Origin of the sequence: Amycolatopsis magusensis, from assembly GCF_017875555.1 — a bacterium.
Taxonomy (GTDB): domain Bacteria; phylum Actinomycetota; class Actinomycetes; order Mycobacteriales; family Pseudonocardiaceae; genus Amycolatopsis; species Amycolatopsis magusensis.
Genome location: NZ_JAGGMS010000001.1, coordinates 6,744,074 through 6,759,068 on the forward strand (window position 1 = coordinate 6,744,074; position 14,995 = coordinate 6,759,068).

At 71.0% G+C, this 14,995-nt stretch carries 13 protein-coding genes; 5 read left to right on the plus strand and 8 right to left on the minus strand.

From position 1 onward, the window contains the following. The first annotated feature begins 49 nt into the window (after positions 1 to 49). A complete protein-coding gene (locus JOM49_RS29925; protein ID WP_209667524.1) occupies positions 50 to 2,965 on the plus strand; it encodes a CARDB domain-containing protein in 2,916 nt (971 codons plus the stop codon). 68 nt (positions 2,966 to 3,033) lie between these two features. On the opposite strand, the gene JOM49_RS29930 is transcribed toward JOM49_RS29925, so the two are convergent. From JOM49_RS29930 to JOM49_RS29945, 4 genes are read right to left on the minus strand one after another with little or no spacing between them, the layout of a single operon-like run. Next, positions 3,034 to 4,311 (minus strand): nucleotide disphospho-sugar-binding domain-containing protein, encoded by a 1,278-nt coding sequence (locus tag JOM49_RS29930; RefSeq protein WP_209667525.1) that lies wholly within the window; start codon positions 4,309 to 4,311, stop codon positions 3,034 to 3,036. A gap of 25 nt (positions 4,312 to 4,336) precedes the next feature. After that, positions 4,337 to 5,377 carry a polyprenyl synthetase family protein gene (locus tag JOM49_RS29935; RefSeq protein ID WP_209667526.1) on the minus strand — a complete coding sequence of 347 codons (1,041 nt, stop codon included), beginning with the start codon at positions 5,375 to 5,377 and terminating at the stop codon, positions 4,337 to 4,339. Further along, positions 5,374 to 6,384 (minus strand): terpene synthase family protein, encoded by a 1,011-nt coding sequence (locus JOM49_RS29940; protein WP_209667527.1) that lies wholly within the window; start codon positions 6,382 to 6,384, stop codon positions 5,374 to 5,376. The genes JOM49_RS29935 and JOM49_RS29940 overlap by 4 nt, the downstream gene beginning before the upstream one ends. Then, on the minus strand, positions 6,381 to 7,781 hold the full coding sequence (locus JOM49_RS29945; protein WP_209667528.1) for a cytochrome P450: 1,401 nt from the start codon (positions 7,779 to 7,781) through the stop codon (positions 6,381 to 6,383). Before JOM49_RS29945 ends, JOM49_RS29940 begins: the two co-directional genes overlap by 4 nt. 159 nt (positions 7,782 to 7,940) lie before the next feature. Here JOM49_RS29945 and JOM49_RS29950 point away from each other — a divergent pair, with 159 nt between their 5' ends. The 4 genes from JOM49_RS29950 (at position 7,941) to JOM49_RS29965 (ending at position 11,005) form a co-directional block, all read left to right on the plus strand. Next, positions 7,941 to 8,357: a nuclear transport factor 2 family protein gene (locus JOM49_RS29950; RefSeq protein WP_209667529.1), complete on the plus strand. Its 417-nt coding sequence runs from the start codon at positions 7,941 to 7,943 to the stop codon at positions 8,355 to 8,357. Positions 8,358 to 8,400: 43 nt separating this feature from the next. After that, entirely contained in the window at positions 8,401 to 9,633 is a 1,233-nt protein-coding gene (locus JOM49_RS29955) for a cytochrome P450 family protein (RefSeq protein ID WP_209667530.1), read from the plus strand. A gap of 221 nt (positions 9,634 to 9,854) precedes the next feature. Beyond that, positions 9,855 to 10,214 (plus strand): antibiotic biosynthesis monooxygenase family protein, encoded by a 360-nt coding sequence (locus tag JOM49_RS29960; RefSeq protein ID WP_308159074.1) that lies wholly within the window; start codon positions 9,855 to 9,857, stop codon positions 10,212 to 10,214. Then, a complete protein-coding gene (locus JOM49_RS29965) occupies positions 10,211 to 11,005 on the plus strand; it encodes an SDR family oxidoreductase (protein WP_209667532.1) in 795 nt (264 codons plus the stop codon). The genes JOM49_RS29960 and JOM49_RS29965 overlap by 4 nt, the downstream gene beginning before the upstream one ends. Positions 11,006 to 11,082: 77 nt before the next feature. Here JOM49_RS29965 and JOM49_RS29970 read toward each other — a convergent pair whose 3' ends face one another. From JOM49_RS29970 to fabG, 4 genes are read right to left on the minus strand one after another with little or no spacing between them, the layout of a single operon-like run. Next, positions 11,083 to 12,153, minus strand: a complete 1,071-nt coding sequence (locus JOM49_RS29970; RefSeq protein ID WP_209667533.1) for a polyprenyl synthetase family protein — start codon at positions 12,151 to 12,153, stop codon at positions 11,083 to 11,085. Then, complete coding sequence (locus JOM49_RS29975) at positions 12,150 to 13,244, minus strand: FAD-dependent monooxygenase (RefSeq protein ID WP_209667534.1); 1,095 nt, start codon at positions 13,242 to 13,244, stop codon at positions 12,150 to 12,152. The genes JOM49_RS29970 and JOM49_RS29975 overlap by 4 nt, the downstream gene beginning before the upstream one ends. Positions 13,245 to 13,246: 2 nt before the next feature. Further along, positions 13,247 to 14,179 (minus strand): aromatase/cyclase, encoded by a 933-nt coding sequence (locus JOM49_RS29980; RefSeq protein ID WP_209667535.1) that lies wholly within the window; start codon positions 14,177 to 14,179, stop codon positions 13,247 to 13,249. A gap of 14 nt (positions 14,180 to 14,193) precedes the next feature. After that, a complete protein-coding gene (fabG, locus tag JOM49_RS29985) occupies positions 14,194 to 14,979 on the minus strand; it encodes a 3-oxoacyl-ACP reductase FabG (protein WP_209667536.1) in 786 nt (261 codons plus the stop codon). Positions 14,980 to 14,995 lie beyond the last annotated feature (16 nt).

Genomic DNA, 14,995 nt, shown 5'->3' on the forward strand with positions numbered 1-14,995 from the left:
GGCTGCTGGCTCTGTCCCCCACCGAGTCACCCACCGAACAGAGGTCCCCATGCACCGGACAAAGCTCGCCGGCGGCTTCCTCGCCGCCTGCCTGATCGCCACCGGCCTGCCGGCCACCGCCCGGTCCGCGCCGGCGGACACCGATCTCGCCGCCGGGAAACCGGTCGAAGCCTCGTCGTCGGTCTTCTCGTTCGTCGGCCCGAACGCCACCGACGGCAACATCGGCAGCTACTGGGAGTCCGCCGGTTTCCCCGCCACGCTGACCACGAAGCTCGGCGCGAACGCCGACCTCTCCTCGGTCGTGGTCAAGCTCAACCCCGACCCGATCTGGGGGCCGAGGACGCAGAGCATCGAGGTGCTCGGCCGCGACCAGTCCGGCACCGGCTTCACCTCGCTCCGGCCGCGCGCCGACTACGCCTTCAGCCCGTCGTCGAACCAGAACTCGGTGACCATCCCGGTCAGCGGCCGGGCCGCCGACCTGCGGCTCGCGTTCTCCGGCAACACCGGCGCGCCCGGCGGGCAGATCGGTGAGGTGCAGGTCTTCGGCACCCCGGCGCCGAACCCCGACCTGACCGTCAGCGCGCTGACCTGGACGCCCGCCAGTCCTTCGGAGACCGACGCGGTCACCCTGTCCGCGACGGTGCGCAACACCGGGAGCGCGCCCGCGGCGGCGACCACGGTCAACTTCAGCCTCGGCGGCGCGATCGCGGGCAGTGCCCCGGTGGGCGCGCTCGCCGCGGGTGCTTCGGCCACGGTGACCGTGGACGCGGGCAAGCGGGCGATGGGCAGCTACCCGGCCACCGCGGTGGTCGACCCGGCCAACGCGGTCGCCGAGCGGGACGACGGCAACAACACCTTCACCGCCGCCTCGCCGCTGGTCGTCGGCCAGGCACCCGGGCCGGACCTGCAGGTCCTCGGCGTCACCGCCAACCCGTCGAACCCGGCCGCGGGCACGCCGGTCAAGTTCGCCGTGGCGGTCCGCAACCGCGGGACCACCGCGGTTCCCGCGGGCACCGTCACCCGGGTCGGCGTCGGCGGCACCACGCTGGACACCGCCACCCCGCAACTCGCGGCGGGCGCCACGGCCACCGTGACCACCAGCGGCTCGTGGACCGCGACCGGCGGCGGGGCCACCATCACCGCGACCGCCGACGCCACCGGGCTGATCGCCGAAACCAACGAGACCAACAACAGCTTCGGGCAGGCGATCGTCGTCGGGCGCGGGGCCGCCGTGCCGTACGTCGAATACGAAGCCGAGGCGGGCACCTACCAGGGCACGCTGCTCGAAGCCGATCCACTGCGGACGTTCGGGCACACCAACTTCGCCACCGAATCCTCCGGGCGCAGGTCGGTCCGGCTGAACAGCCAGGGCCAGTTCGTGGAGTTCACCTCGGTCAACGCCACGAACTCCATCGTGGTGCGCAATTCCATCCCGGACGCGCCCGGCGGCGGGGGCATCGACGCCACGATCAGCCTCTACGCCGACGGCACTTTCGTGCAGAAGCTGAACCTGTCGTCGAAGCACAGCTGGCTCTACGGCAACACCGACGGCCCCGAGGCGCTCACCAACACCCCGCAGGCCGACGCACGCAGGCTCTTCGACGAGGCCAGCGCTCTGCTGCCGTCGACCTACCCGGCGGGCACCAAGTTCCGGCTTCAGCGCGACTCCGGGGACACCGCCGCGTTCTACATCATCGACCTGGTCGACCTGGAGCAGGTCGCGCCGGCCAGCGCCAAACCGGCCGAGTGCACCTCGATCACCCAGTACGGCGCGGTGCCCGGCGACGGCAACGACGACACCGCGGCCATCCAGGCGGCGGTGACCGCCGACCAGAACGGCGCCATCGGCTGTGTGTGGATCCCGGCCGGGCAGTGGCGGCAGGAGAAGAAGATCCTCACCGACGACCCGCTCGACCGCGGGCAGTACAACCAGGTGGGCATCAGCAACGTCACCATCCGCGGCGCCGGGATGTGGCATTCGCAGCTCTACACCACCACGGAACCACACAAGGCCGTCGGCGGCATCAACCACCCGCACGAGGGCAACTTCGGGTTCGACATCGACGGCAACACGCAGATCTCGGACATCGCCATCTTCGGCTCCGGCCGGATCCGCGGCGGGCCCGACGGCGCCGAGGGCGGGGTCGGGCTCAACGGCCGCTTCGGCACCGGCACCAAGATCTCGAACGTCTGGATCGAGCACGCCAACGTCGGCGTCTGGGTCGGGCGCGACTACTCCAACATCCCCGAGCTGTGGGGTCCGGCCGACGGCCTGGAGTTCAGCGGCATGCGCATCCGCGACACCTACGCCGACGGCATCAACTTCACCAACGGCACGCGCAACTCGCGGGTGTTCAACTCCTCGTTCCGCACCACCGGTGACGACTCGCTCGCGGTGTGGGCCAACAAGTACGTCAAGGACCAGGCCACCGATGTGGCGCACGACAACCACTTTGTCAACAACACCATCCAGCTTCCCTGGCGTGCCAACGGGATCGCCATCTACGGCGGTTACGGGAACAAGGCCGAGAACAACCTGATTTACGACACCGCCAACTACCCCGGCATCATGCTCGCCACCGACCACGACCCGCTGCCGTTCTCCGGGCAGACCCTGCTGGCGAACAACGCGCTCTACCGCTGTGGCGGGGTTTTCTGGGGCGAGGCGCAGGAGTTCGGCGCGATCACCCTGTTCGCGCAGGGGCCGGACATCCTCGGGGTGACCATCCGCGACACGGAGATCCACGACTCGACCTACGACGGCATCCAGTTCAAGACCGGCGGCGGCGCCATGCCGGGGGTGACGATCACCAACGTCCGGATCGACCGGTCGAACAACGGCGCGGGTATCCTCGCCCACGCCGGCGCCCGCGGCAGCGCGACCCTGTCCGGCGTGACCATCACCAACTCGACGACCGGGGACATCGTCAAGGAACCAGGCTCGTCCTTCGTGATCAACCAATAGCCGCCCCCGGAGGACACAAATGTGGCTTTGGGGGCCGAATATGCCCCCAAAGCCACATTTGTGTCGCGTCAGCTGCTCGGACGGTGGGCCTCGGTCAACTTTTCCAGTACGGGGACGAGGTCGTTCGGGGTGGGCATCGCGCGGACCTCGGTGCGCAGCCGGGCGGCGTTCGCCGCGTAGGACGGGTCTTCCAGCACCAGTTTCAGGCTCTGCCGCAGGATCTCCGCGGTCAGCTTCCCGGCGTTGGCCGCGTAGACCCCGGCACCGTGGGCTTCGACGCCCTGGGCGATGGACAGCGGGCCCAGCCACTTCTCCACGGTGAAGTCCTGCGGCACGATGACCTGCGGCACACCGTGCTCCAGCGCGCCCGCGAAGGCACCGCTGCCGCCCTCGTGGACGAGCGCCGAGCAACTCGGCAGCAACGCGTTCAGCGGCACGAAGTCGACCGCGCGCACGTTGTCCGGCACCTTCGCCGACCCGAGTTGCTCGGCGTCGAACGTGGCGATCACCTCGGCGTCCAGCTCGGCCACCGCGTCCAGCAGTTCCGCGACCGGGGCGGTCCCGTCGACCGCGGCTTGGCGGTGCGCGAGGCCCAGCGTCAGGCACACCCGGCGCCGGGCGGGCGGGTCGAGCACCCAGTCCGGCACCAGCGACGGCCCGTTGAACGGGATCCGGCGCATCGGGACGTAGTGGACCCCCGGGTAGTGCGGGATCCAGGCGGGCAGCGGGGAGATCGTCCACTGCCCCACCGCGATCGACTCGTCGAAGCCGAACCCGTGACGCGCGAGCACCGGCTCCAGCCACTCCCGCAACGGATCGGCCGGGCCCGGCTGGTTCCGGCAGGCCTCCCGCACCTGCCCGATCCGGTCCACGGCGAACAACTGCCGCGCGCAGGCGGCACCGGCGACCCGGGCCGCGACCATGGCCGGGAAGCAGGTCGGGTCGGTGATCACCAGGTCCGGGCGCCACCGCAGGGCCAGGTCCACCAGGTCCTCGACCGCGTCGTCGGGGAACATCGCCGCACGCGTGCCGCCGATGAAGTCGGCGAACTCGGCGTGCGGGTCGCCCCAGCCGAAGTCGGTCTGGACCGAGCGCCCGGTCCGCTGCCCGCGTGGGTCCGCGGGCGGCAGCTGGGCGTAGTGCGGCCCGGCCGCGGCCATCTTCTCGTCGATCCGCAGCTCCCCGCCGATCGTCACCCCCGGCAGCCCGGTGCTCGCCATGTCCTGGGCGAGGTCCGGCGGACCGGCGAGGAGCACCTCGTGCCCGGCGGTGCGCAACGCCCAGCCCAGCGCCGTCTGCGCCAGCAGGTGCGAGCGGAAGACGTTGGTCACGATGAGGATCCGCATCGGATTCCCTTCCAGCGAGCGGGTTTCAGTGGTCGCGGTTCAGCAGCGTGCCGGTCAGTGTCGCCAGGCTGGACCGGGCGGGGCCGTCGAGGTCGAGGCCGTCGATCAGGTCCCACGCGGCGGACACCTGGCGGTCGGCCTCGGCGATGGTCCAGTCGCGGCCACCGGCTTCCTCGATCAGCTCGGTCAGCTGATCGACTTCGGCGCCGGTGAGCTGACCGGGCCGGGCGTAGAGCGCGGCGATGCGGGCCGAACCCGTGGTGCCCGCCGAAAGCGCGGCGGCCACGGGCGCGCTTTTCTTCCGCGCCAGCAGGTCCGCGCCGACCGGCTTGCCGGTCACCGCCGGATCGCCCCAGATGCCCAGCAGGTCGTCGGCCAACTGGAAGGCCACGCCCAGGTGCACGCCGAACCGCTCGAACCGCACGGCCCACTCCGCCGGCGCGCCCGAGTGGGCGGCGCCGAGGCGGCAGGCGCAGCCGAGCAGCACGCCGGTCTTGCCGGTCATCATGGTCAGGCACTCGTCCACGCTCACCCTGGCCTCGGACTCGAACCGCAGATCCAGTTCCTGCCCGCGTGCCAGCAGCCGCAGGGTCTTCGCCAGCACCTCCACCGAGCGGGCGGTCGCGGCGTGGCGCTGGGCGGCGAGCACCTCGAAGCCCAGTGCGATCAGCGCGTCGCCCGCCAGGATCGCGGTGGCCTCACCGAACCGCGCCCACACGGTCGGCCGGTGCCGTCGTTCGCGGTCGCCGTCCATGATGTCGTCGTGGATCAGGGAAGCGTTGTGCAGCAACTCGATCGCGGCCCCGGCGGGCACCACGTCGGCGGGCCGGGCGCCGGTGGCCGCCCCGCACAGCAGGGTGAACGCCGGGCGCAGCAGCTTGCCGCCCACCCCGCCGGTCGGCTTGCCCCGGTCGTCGCACAACCCGAGCTGGTACCCGCAGACCGTGGCCAGTTCCCCGCCGAGGCGCTCCACCCACTCGCGCAGCACCGGGGGCAGCAGCCGGCGCGCGAGCAGCACGCCCTGGTTGCTTTCCGGTGCCGGGCGGCTGTACGCCGGGGCGCTCATGCCGCACTCCGATCGATCAACGCGGATTCGAGGTAGCGGGCCGGGTTCGGCGTGTCCTGCGCGGCCTCGCGGTAGCGGCGGGTGCTCGCCGACCAGTCCAGGTTGCCGCGCATCCACGACCGCAGACCGGCCAGGTACGGCTCGATCCCCGACTCCCCGTACCTCTCGCACAGCATCGGCTCGGCGGCGAGGTATTCGTCGAGCCGCTGGGTGATCAACCCGGCGACCACGCCGATCGCGTCGGTCTGGCTGATGCCCCGCGCGTGCTGCACCACGGTGACGAGGTTGTGGTACTCCCCCAGCGCGGTCTCCTTGTCCAGGGAGTACAGGTCGTTCGTCCAGCCCACCACGTCGCAGGCCGCCCGCACCGCTTCGGCGAACGGCTCGCTGTCGTACACCGCGGCCGGGACGTCGAGGTGCTCGGCGATCTCGATCAGGTCGAAGCAGACGTAGATCGCGCCGGTGTGCCGCCGCTTCTCCACGTACTCGGCCTCACCGGGGATCGTGCCGCTCACCCGGTTCGCCGACTCCCAGCCCGCCGCCAGCCCACCGGCGACCACGTGCTCGACGAACCGGCGGCGCCAGGCCGCGCTCGCCGTCTCGGTGGTGCGCTCCCACAGGTCGGCCAGCGAGGTGACGATCGACGGGCCGGCAGGGTCGGCGCCCTTGCCGTCGAGCACGTCGAAGAGGGCACCGAGGAACTCGTACGTGCGCTCGGGGTCGCGCCCGAGCAGGCCGTCGTCGAGCTGGTCGTCGAGCAGGAACAACCAGGCGAACCAGTCCGCGACCAGGCCGAGGTCGCGCTCGCCCGCGGTCGGGTAGGTGACCGCGGCGAACCAGCCGAAGGCGGCCCGGTCGAACCGCTCCCTGGCCTCGGTCCGCCCGATCAGCCCGCGCTCGGCCACCCACCGGTCCAGGTGCGCGGTCGCGGCGTCGGCGTGCGGGTTCAGTTCCGGGTCGATGGCGCCGAACGCCTCGACCATCGCGGTGACCGGGCCGCCGCTCATCGCCGCACCATCCGCACGTGCACCCCGCCCTTGGGGTGCAGGGTGATCAGCGGCTCGGGCTGGACGTTGGCGCAGCCCGGCGGGATCACCACCTCGTAGCGCTGCGCGATCATCGCGAGGATGATCACCAGCTCGGTCAGCGCGAAGTGCTTGCCGATGCAGATGCGCGGCCCGCTGCCGAACGGGATGTAGGCCTGCTTGGGGCGCTTGGCGATCTCCTCGGGGGTGAAGCGGTCCGGGTCGAACGCCTCGGGGTTCGGCCAGAACTCCGGGTGCCGGTGCAGGGCGTAGATGTTGAGGTAGAGGTCGGAGCGCGCCGGGATGTGGAAGCCGCCGATCACGTCCTCCTCGATCGAGGACCGCATGGTCTGCCACGCCGGGGTGTACAGCCGCAGCGTCTCGTCGACGATCATCCTGGTGTACTTGAGGTTCAGCACGTCCTCGAAGGTGGGTGCGCGTCCATTGAGGACGGTGTCGACCTCCTCGATGAGCCGCCGCTGCACCTCCGGGTGCGTGCCGACGGTGTGCATCAGCCAGGACACGGAGTTGCTGGTGGTCTCGTAGCCGCCGATGATCAGGTTGAGCACCTCGCGGTGCAGCTGCTGCTCGGACAGCCCGGTGCCGGTCACGTCGTCGACGGCGTGCAGCATCGCGTCGAGCAGGTCGTCGTGCTGCTCGCCGCTGCGCACCCGGTCGGCGATGATGTCGGCGACGAACCCGTCCATCGTGCGGATGATCTCCGCCAGCCTGCGGTGCGACGGGGTCGGCCAGGTCAGCGGGATCAGCGGGAACCGGAAGAACGCGCAGGCGATCTGGTTGGCCTCGAAGAACATGTCCTCGATCGCCTTGCCGCGGGCGCCGACCTTCGCCCCGAACAGCGAGCGGAACACGATGCGCATGGCCAGCTGGCCCAGCTCGGTGCTCACGTTGACCACGTCCGACGGCTGGTACTGGTGGTCCCAGCGGTCCAGCATCTGCGCGGTCTCGTCGGTCATGTTGAGCGCGAACCCGGCCACCTGCGGGCGGTGGAACGAGGGCTGCATGGTCCGGCGCTGGTGGCGCCACGGTTCCCCGCCGACGTTGCCGATCAGCCCGCCGCGCAGGATCGGCGCGATCGCGCGGAAGAGGAAGGTGTCCTTGTTGTAGTTCTCGTGGTTGCGCACGAGCACGTGCTCGAAGTAGTCCGGGTGGTTCAGCATCGCCATCTTGATGCCGAGCACCCGGATCTGCACGATGTCGCCGTACCGGTCGATCATCTGGTTCAGGAAGCCGACCTGGTCGCTGCGCATCGCGAAGGTGCTGCGCAGTTCGTCGCGCAGGACCGGCCGCGGCACCGGCCGCGCCGAATCGATCTTCGCGGTGCGCGGGCGGCTTTCGCCGACCACTTGTTCCGTCATCTGCCCCAGCCCCTATCCGGTCTCGGTTCGGACAGGGCGAACAGTACTTTTCCCGGCGACGACGCAATTCTTCAATCTTGCGGTTCGCGTTTTTGATGTTGTCCGGCCGCGGCGCGCTGGGCGATTGTGGGCTCACCTTCGAATCCGAGGAGTTCCCCCATGACCATCGAGCTTGTCGAGCGCTGGGCCACCGCATTCAACAACCGCGACGTGGACGCCTACGTCTCCTGCTACACCGAGGATTTGATCTTTGAGGACGTCGCGCTGCACCGGACTTTCCACAGCCGCCCCGAACTGGCGCGCTTCTTCACCGACTGGGACGCGGCCAGCCCGGAAAGCCGGCTGGACGTGGACCGCGTGCTGCCGACCGAAACCGGGGTGGTGGTGACCTGGACCGGGCGCGGCGTGCTTTCGGGGAATTTCCCGCACCTGCCGCCGACCGCGGTCCGCGGCAGCCGGATCGATTTGCGCGCGATCAGCGTGCTCGACATCGACCCGGATGGACTAATCGTTCGTCACACCGACTACTACGACGTATTCACGTTGTTGCAGCAAATCGGCGTCATCGCCGCGTGAATCGGGCAACTGCGTACAGGACGCGAGCACAGGAGGTGGCGCCATGACCGTGGAAAGCAGTCCGCGGGAAAGCGAGATACTGGATCTGGATCTATTGGGTCAGGAATTCATCGACAACCCCTATCCGGTGCTGGCCGGGGTGCGCGAGGAGGACGGCGTCCGGCGCGTGGTGCACCACGGCGTGCCGGGGTGGCTGGTCACCCGGTACGAGGACCTGCAGGCGATGTACGCCGAGCCGCGGCTGTCGATGAACACCGCGAACGCTCCCGACCACGTGCGTGCGGTGCCGTGGGTGGCCGCGGCCGAGGCGATGGGGCTCGGGCAGTGCCTCGCCGTGGTCGACCCGCCCGAGCACACCCGGTTGCGCCGGGTCGCGCAGGGCGCGTTCACCCCACGGCAGGTCGAGCGGCTGCGCCCGCAGGCGCTGGCCATCGCCGAGCGGCTGGTCGGCGAGGCCACCGCACGCGGGCGGGCCGACATCCTGCCGGACCTGTCGCTGCCGCTGACCATCGAGATGATCATGCGCCTGATCGGGGTGCCGATCACCGACAGCGGGCAGTTCGCGCGCAGCACCTACCTGCTGCTTTCCAGCGACCCGGCCGAGGCGGAACTGGTCCCCGGCGCGATGGCGTGGCTTTCCGGGTACATCGCCGAACTGGTGGCCGAAAAGCAGGCGAGGGCAGGTGACGACCTGCTCAGCGCCTTCATCGCCGAGGGTCGCGGCGACGACCGCCTCGACGCCACGGAACTGGCCGCGATGACGCTGATGCTGCTCGTCGGCGGGTTCAACACGGTGTCGAGCCTGATCGCCGGCGGGCTGCTGACCCTGCTGAAGCACCCGGACCAGCTCGCCTTGCTGCGGGCCGAGCCGGAGCTGATCCCCGGCGCGGTCGAGGAGATACTGCGGTACGACACCACGCTCGCGTCGAGCCTGATCCGGTTCGCCACCGAGGACTTCACCCTCGGCGGTGCGCGGATCCGGCGCGGTGACGTGGTGATGGGCTCGATCCTCGCCGCCCACCGCGACCCGCGGCGGTTCACCGATCCCGACGTGTTCGACGTGCGGCGCAAGGTCGGCCCGCACCTGGTGTTCGCCCGCGGCATCCACTACTGCCTCGGTGCCCCGCTGGCGCGGATGGAGGCGCAGATCGCCTTCGCCGTGCTGCTCGAACAGTGCGGCGACATCCGGCTCGCGGTGCCCGCCGACCAGCTCCACTGGCGGGTCATGCCGACCGTGCGCGTGCTGCAGTCCCTGCCGGTCACCCTGCGCCCCTGACGGCGAAGTGGTCCCCCGCGTGCGACACCCTTCCTCCGCACGCGGGGGACCACCGGCCTCGATCATCGGCGAGGACCCAGACCTCGGCAAGCCCGGTTGAAAACGAGCACAAATGATTGTCAGGCTGCGGTGAACTCGCGGTCCGCCCTCGCCGCCCGGTGTTACGGTCGCCACGCCGATCATGCCCGAAACCATTTCCAGCGAGGAGCCTTTCCTTGACCGTGCAGGTGGATCTGACCAACTCCGAAGTGGACGAACCGGTGACCCTGATCAACGCGTTCACCGTGCCACCGGGGGAATCCGAGCTGTTCCTCGAGCGCTGGAAGGACAACGCCAGGGTGATGGCCCGGCAGCCGGGATTCCTGCGTGCGCGGATGTACCACTCGCTGACCGAGAACGCCGAAATCGGTTTCGTCAACGTCGCCGAATGGCGCAGCGGCCGCGATTTCGACGCCGCGCGGGCGAATCCGGAATGGCGGGCCTCGATCAGGCGGATGATCGACGATCCCGGGCTGCACGTGACCCCGCGGCCGGTGGTCTACCGGGTCGGCCTCGACGTCCGGCCGGGTGACGAACTGTGACCGGGGAGCGGAAGGTCGCGCTGGTCAGTGGCGCCGGCCGCGGCATCGGCGCGGCGACCGCGCGCATCCTCGGCGAGCGCGGGCACCACGTGGTGGTCAACTACCTGCGCGACGAGGCCTCGGCGAAGGACGTGGTGACCGCCATCGAGGCGGCGGGCGGCTCGGCCGAGCCGTTCCAGGCCGACGTATGCGACGGTTCCGCGGTGGCCGGGATGGTGGCGCACATCCGGGACACCCGCGACCGGCTCGATGTGCTGGTGTGCAACGCGAACACCGCGCACCCGCCGTTCGCGCAGCTCGACGAACTCACCTGGGAAACCTTCTCCGGCAAGGTGAACAGCGAACTGGCCGGGGTGTTCTTCCTGACGCAGCGCGCACTCGAACTGATGCGGCCGCGCCGGTCCGGGCGGATCGTCTACGTCTCCAGCATCGACGCCGACGCGGCGGCGGGCAGCGTGGCGCAGTCGGCGGCGAAGGCCGCGCTCAACACCTTCAGCAGGCACGTCGCCGGGCACGCGGGCCGGTCGGGCATCTCGGTGAACACGATCGCCCCCGGTGCCGTGCGCACCGACGCCAGTGCCACGGTGAACACCCCGGAACTGCGGCAGTACCTGAAGGAGCGGTCGGTGCTGGACCGCATGCTCGAACCGGAGGACGTCGGCCGCGTGATCGCCGCCTTCGCCGACGGTTCGCTGATCGCGGCCACCGGTCAGGTGCTCACCGTGGACGGCGGCATGGACGTGCTGGCCCAGCAGATCTCCCTGGTCGGCGAACGCACCACCATCGACTGAACCCGGCCGGTGTCACGAATGTGGCTTTGGGGGCGGATTCGGCCCCCAAAGCCACATTTGTGTCCTCTCCGGCTTCCTCAGGTGGGGATCGCGACGCGGGTGGCGAAGTCGGTGAGGGTGTCCTTCGCCCCGGTCCGGAGGTCCGCGGTGGCCAGGGCGGCGACGGCGTCTTCGGCGAGTGCCTGGCACGTGTGTTCCACGTCCGCCCGGGCGCCGACGTCGACGAGCAGGTGTTGCACCAGGGGGACTTCGTGTTCGGCGAGGCCGCCGTCCCCCGCGCGCCGGAGCAGGTCGCGGGCGGCGGGGTCGGTGACGCGGCGGCCGGCCACGGCCAGCAGCAGGGTCCGCTTGCCCTGCCGCAGGTCGTCCCCGACGGGTTTGCCGGTCGACGCCGGGTCGCCGAAGGCGCCGATCAGGTCGTCGCGCAGCTGGTAGGCGAGTCCGGCGGGCCTGCCGAAGGCGGTGAACACCGGATCGAGGTCCGCCAGCCGCCCGCACAACGCCGCGCCCAGCCGCAGCGGACCCTCCACTGTGTACCGCCCGGTCTTGTACCGCGCGATCACCAGCGGGTCGGGCGCGGCTTCGGCCGGGCCCGCCGCGGCGAGCAGGTCGAGGTACTGCCCGATCCCCGCGTCGACCGCCATCTCGAAGAAGACCTGCTGCGCGTCCGGGCCGGCACCCCGCAGCAACCCGATGGCGTAGAAGAACGCCAGGTCACCGACGATGGTGGCGACCCCTTCGCCGTAGCGCCGCTCCTCCCCGGTGTACCCGGAGAGCGCGTGCCGCTGCCCGAAGGCGGCGTGCGTGGTGGGCAGGCCGCGCCGGACCGGCGAATCGTCCATCACGTCGTCGTGCACCAGGCAGCCCGCGTGCAGCAGTTCCAGCGCGGCCCCGACCTCGATGATCCGCTCGTCCCCCGCTGAACCCCCGGCGCCGGTGAACGCCAGGTGCGCCAGCGTCGGCCGCAGCCGCTTCCCGCCACCCAGCACCGCGGTCAGCAACGCGTCCACCACGTCGCGGGACTGCGGCGCGACCTGGCTGTACCGTTCCCGGTCGCGGGTGAGCACCTCGCGGAGCCGGTCGTCGACCCGTTGCGCGATGTCCCGGCCGGCCTCGGTGATCCCGGTTCCCAGCGCCACCGTGCTCATGCTGCTTCCTCCCCCGTGCTCGGCGACCCGCCGACCGCACCGGCCAGGTGCGCGGCGACCGCCGGTAGTGCGAGCAGTTCGGCGAACACCGCGCGCACCGGTTCCACCTCCGGACCGCCGAACAACAACGTCTCCTGGGCGGTGACCAGCTCCATCGTGCGCACGGCCACCGGATGCCGTTCGGCGTGGTAGCTGTCGAGCAGTCCGGGCGGTGCGCCCCCGTGCACGGTGGCGGCGAGCTTGGCGCCGAGGTCCACCGCGTCCCGCAGGCCCGTGTTCAGCGACCGGCCGCCGATCGGCAGGTGCCGGTGCGCGGCGTCACCGGCCAGCAGGACCCGGCCCCGGCGATACCGCGAAACCAGCACCCGGGTGTTGTCGAAGGCGTCCACCCACGCCGGATCCCCGCCCGAGACGTCCTCCCCGGTGACCCGGAACCAGCTCTCGGCCAGCTCCCGGAATTCCGGTGCCGCACCACGGAGACCGAACTCGTGCACCATCAGGCGGGTCTTCCCTTCGCGCGTGGCCGCCACGGCCACCCCGCGCGGATGCCGTTCGAACCGGCGGTCGGGCACCCGCAGGCCCAGCACGTCGGCACGCAGGATCTCCCTGGTCGGCGGCGTCTCGGACACCTCGAACCCGGCCAGCCGCCGCACGGTGCTGTCCTGCCCGTCGCAGCCGACCAGGTACTCGGCACGCATTTCGGAGGTGCCGAACCGCGCGACCACGCCGTCCGCGTCCTCGGCCAGTCCGGTCAGTTCCTGGCCGCGCAGCAGGGAAACGCCGAGTTCGGCCGCCCGCTCGGCCAGTGCCGCCTCGGTCCGGTACTGCGGTACCTTCCGGTACCCGGTCACGGCCAGCGGCAGCCCGGCGAAGTGACCCCCGCGTTCCGGCACGGCTTCGGCCAGCAGCTCGCCGAAACCACGTTCGCGCAGCAACTCGACCGTGCGCGGGTCCAGCTGGGTCGCCCGGGATTCCGCCATGGGCTCGGCCAGGCGGTCCACCACGGCCACCGAGACCCCGGCGCGGCGCAGTTCCGTGGCCAGCAGCAGCCCGACCGGCCCGGCGCCGATCACCAGCACCCCCCTGAACACGGTCAGCGCCCCTCGGCGAAGGACTTCGCGTGCCCGAGCGTGGCCAGGCTGTTCGTGCTCAACGCCGTCCGGACGAACTCCTCCGCCTGCCCGGGTCCCGCTCCCGCGCCGAGCACGGCTTCGATGCGGTCCTCGTTCAACCGCACGCTGTGCCGCGAGGTGACCTGCACTCCCCCGCCGTCCGGCTCGATCACCCACTGCCCGGTGTGCAGGCTCAGCAACGCCGGCAACCCGATCTGCTTGTAGGCGATCAGCCGGTGCGGCAGGCACACGCGGATCGACTTCGTGGTGTGCCGTGAACCGCCCTTGGCCTCGGTGTCCATCTCCAGCGTCTGCAGCCCGGCCACCGGCTCCGCCAGCGACACGCGCGCCACGTGCGGCAGCCGGTCCGGCCAGTGCTGTGCCTCGTTGAGGAACTCGTAGACGTCCTCGGCCCGCCCGTCGATCGAGACCGTGTCGGCGAAGCTGATCACCGGGTCGCCGTGCTCGGCGTGCCGCCGCAGCGCCGCCAGTTCGGCGTCGCTGTTGCGGTCCACCGCCTGGTCGATCCAGGCCAGGTCGGCCGGGTCGCCGGTGGCGGCGCGGTAGCTGTGCAGCAAGCGGACGTGGCACTCCCGCTCGGCCTTCGGCTCGATCACCCAGGCACCGCTCATCGCCCCCACCGGCGCCTGCGAGACCTCCTGCCGGAAGTCGATGCGGAGCCCGTCCGGGTCCAGCTCACGCCGCGACGTCCAGCCCTTGGCCGTGCCGTTGGCGGTGGCCCAGATGCGGAGGCGCTCGGCGCCCCGGCCGTTCCTGGCGTGTTCCAGGTGTTCGATGTGGACGGTGGGGCCGAACACCTGCGGCCAGGCGCCGGTGTCGGCCACCAGCGCGTAGACCGTCGCGGCCGGGGCGGCGACGGTGATCCCGTGCTCGACCTCGCGAGTGGCGGTCATGGTCCTCCTTCGGATCAGAAGTTGCCGAGTCCGCCGCAGACGTTGAGCGCCTGCGCGGTGATCGAGGCGGCGGTGTCGGAGACCAGGTACCCGGTCAGGCCAGCCACCTCGGCGGGGGTGGAGTAGCGCCCGAGCGGGATCTTGGCCTCGAACTTGGCCAGCACGGCTTCCTCCGAGGTCTCCCAGAACGCCGCGTACCGGGCTCGGACCCCTTGTGCCATCGGGGTTTCCACGTAGCCGGGGCAGACCGCGTTCACGGTGATCCCGGTCGGGGCCAGTTCGTTGCCCAGCGCCTTGGTGAAGCCGACCACGCCGTGCTTGGAGGCCGAGTACGGCGCGCCGAGCACCACGCCCTGCTTGCCCGCGGTGGAGGCGATGTTGATGATCCGGCCCCAGCCGCGCTCACGCATGCCCCCGGCCGAGAGCACGTCCCTGGTCATCAGGAACACGCTGTGCAGGTTGGTGCTGATCACGTCGAACCAGAGGTCGTCGGCGAGGTCGGCGGTGACCCCGCCCCCGCCGCGGCCAGCGTTGTTCACCAGGATGTCGACCGGGCCGTAGCGGTCCACCGCGGCGTCCACGAAGGACCGGATCTGTTCGGGTGAGCGCACGTCGCAACTGGTGCCGCCGGCCTCGAAACCGCGGTCCCGCAGCTGTTTCACCGTGGCGGCCACGGCCTCGCCGTCGCGGGCGCACAGGAAGACCCGCGCCCCGCGCTCGGCGAGCAGTTCGGCGATGGCGTGGCCGATCCCGCTCGTCGCGCCGGTGACCAGCGCCGTCCGTCCACTGTGTTCGGTCATGGTCCCGTTCTCCACT

Coding starts and splice junctions, on each gene's coding strand:
- JOM49_RS29925 (WP_209667524.1), top strand. CDS start 50: ATGCACCGGACAAAGCTCGCCGGCGGCTTCCTCGCCGCCTGCCTGATC.
- JOM49_RS29930 (WP_209667525.1), bottom strand. CDS start 4,311: ATGCGGATCCTCATCGTGACCAACGTCTTCCGCTCGCACCTGCTGGCG.
- JOM49_RS29935 (WP_209667526.1), bottom strand. CDS start 5,377: ATGAGCGCCCCGGCGTACAGCCGCCCGGCACCGGAAAGCAACCAGGGC.
- JOM49_RS29940 (WP_209667527.1), bottom strand. CDS start 6,384: ATGAGCGGCGGCCCGGTCACCGCGATGGTCGAGGCGTTCGGCGCCATC.
- JOM49_RS29945 (WP_209667528.1), bottom strand. CDS start 7,781: ATGACGGAACAAGTGGTCGGCGAAAGCCGCCCGCGCACCGCGAAGATC.
- JOM49_RS29950 (WP_209667529.1), top strand. CDS start 7,941: ATGACCATCGAGCTTGTCGAGCGCTGGGCCACCGCATTCAACAACCGC.
- JOM49_RS29955 (WP_209667530.1), top strand. CDS start 8,401: ATGACCGTGGAAAGCAGTCCGCGGGAAAGCGAGATACTGGATCTGGAT.
- JOM49_RS29970 (WP_209667533.1), bottom strand. CDS start 12,153: ATGAGCACGGTGGCGCTGGGAACCGGGATCACCGAGGCCGGCCGGGAC.
- JOM49_RS29980 (WP_209667535.1), bottom strand. CDS start 14,179: ATGACCGCCACTCGCGAGGTCGAGCACGGGATCACCGTCGCCGCCCCG.
- fabG (WP_209667536.1), bottom strand. CDS start 14,979: ATGACCGAACACAGTGGACGGACGGCGCTGGTCACCGGCGCGACGAGC.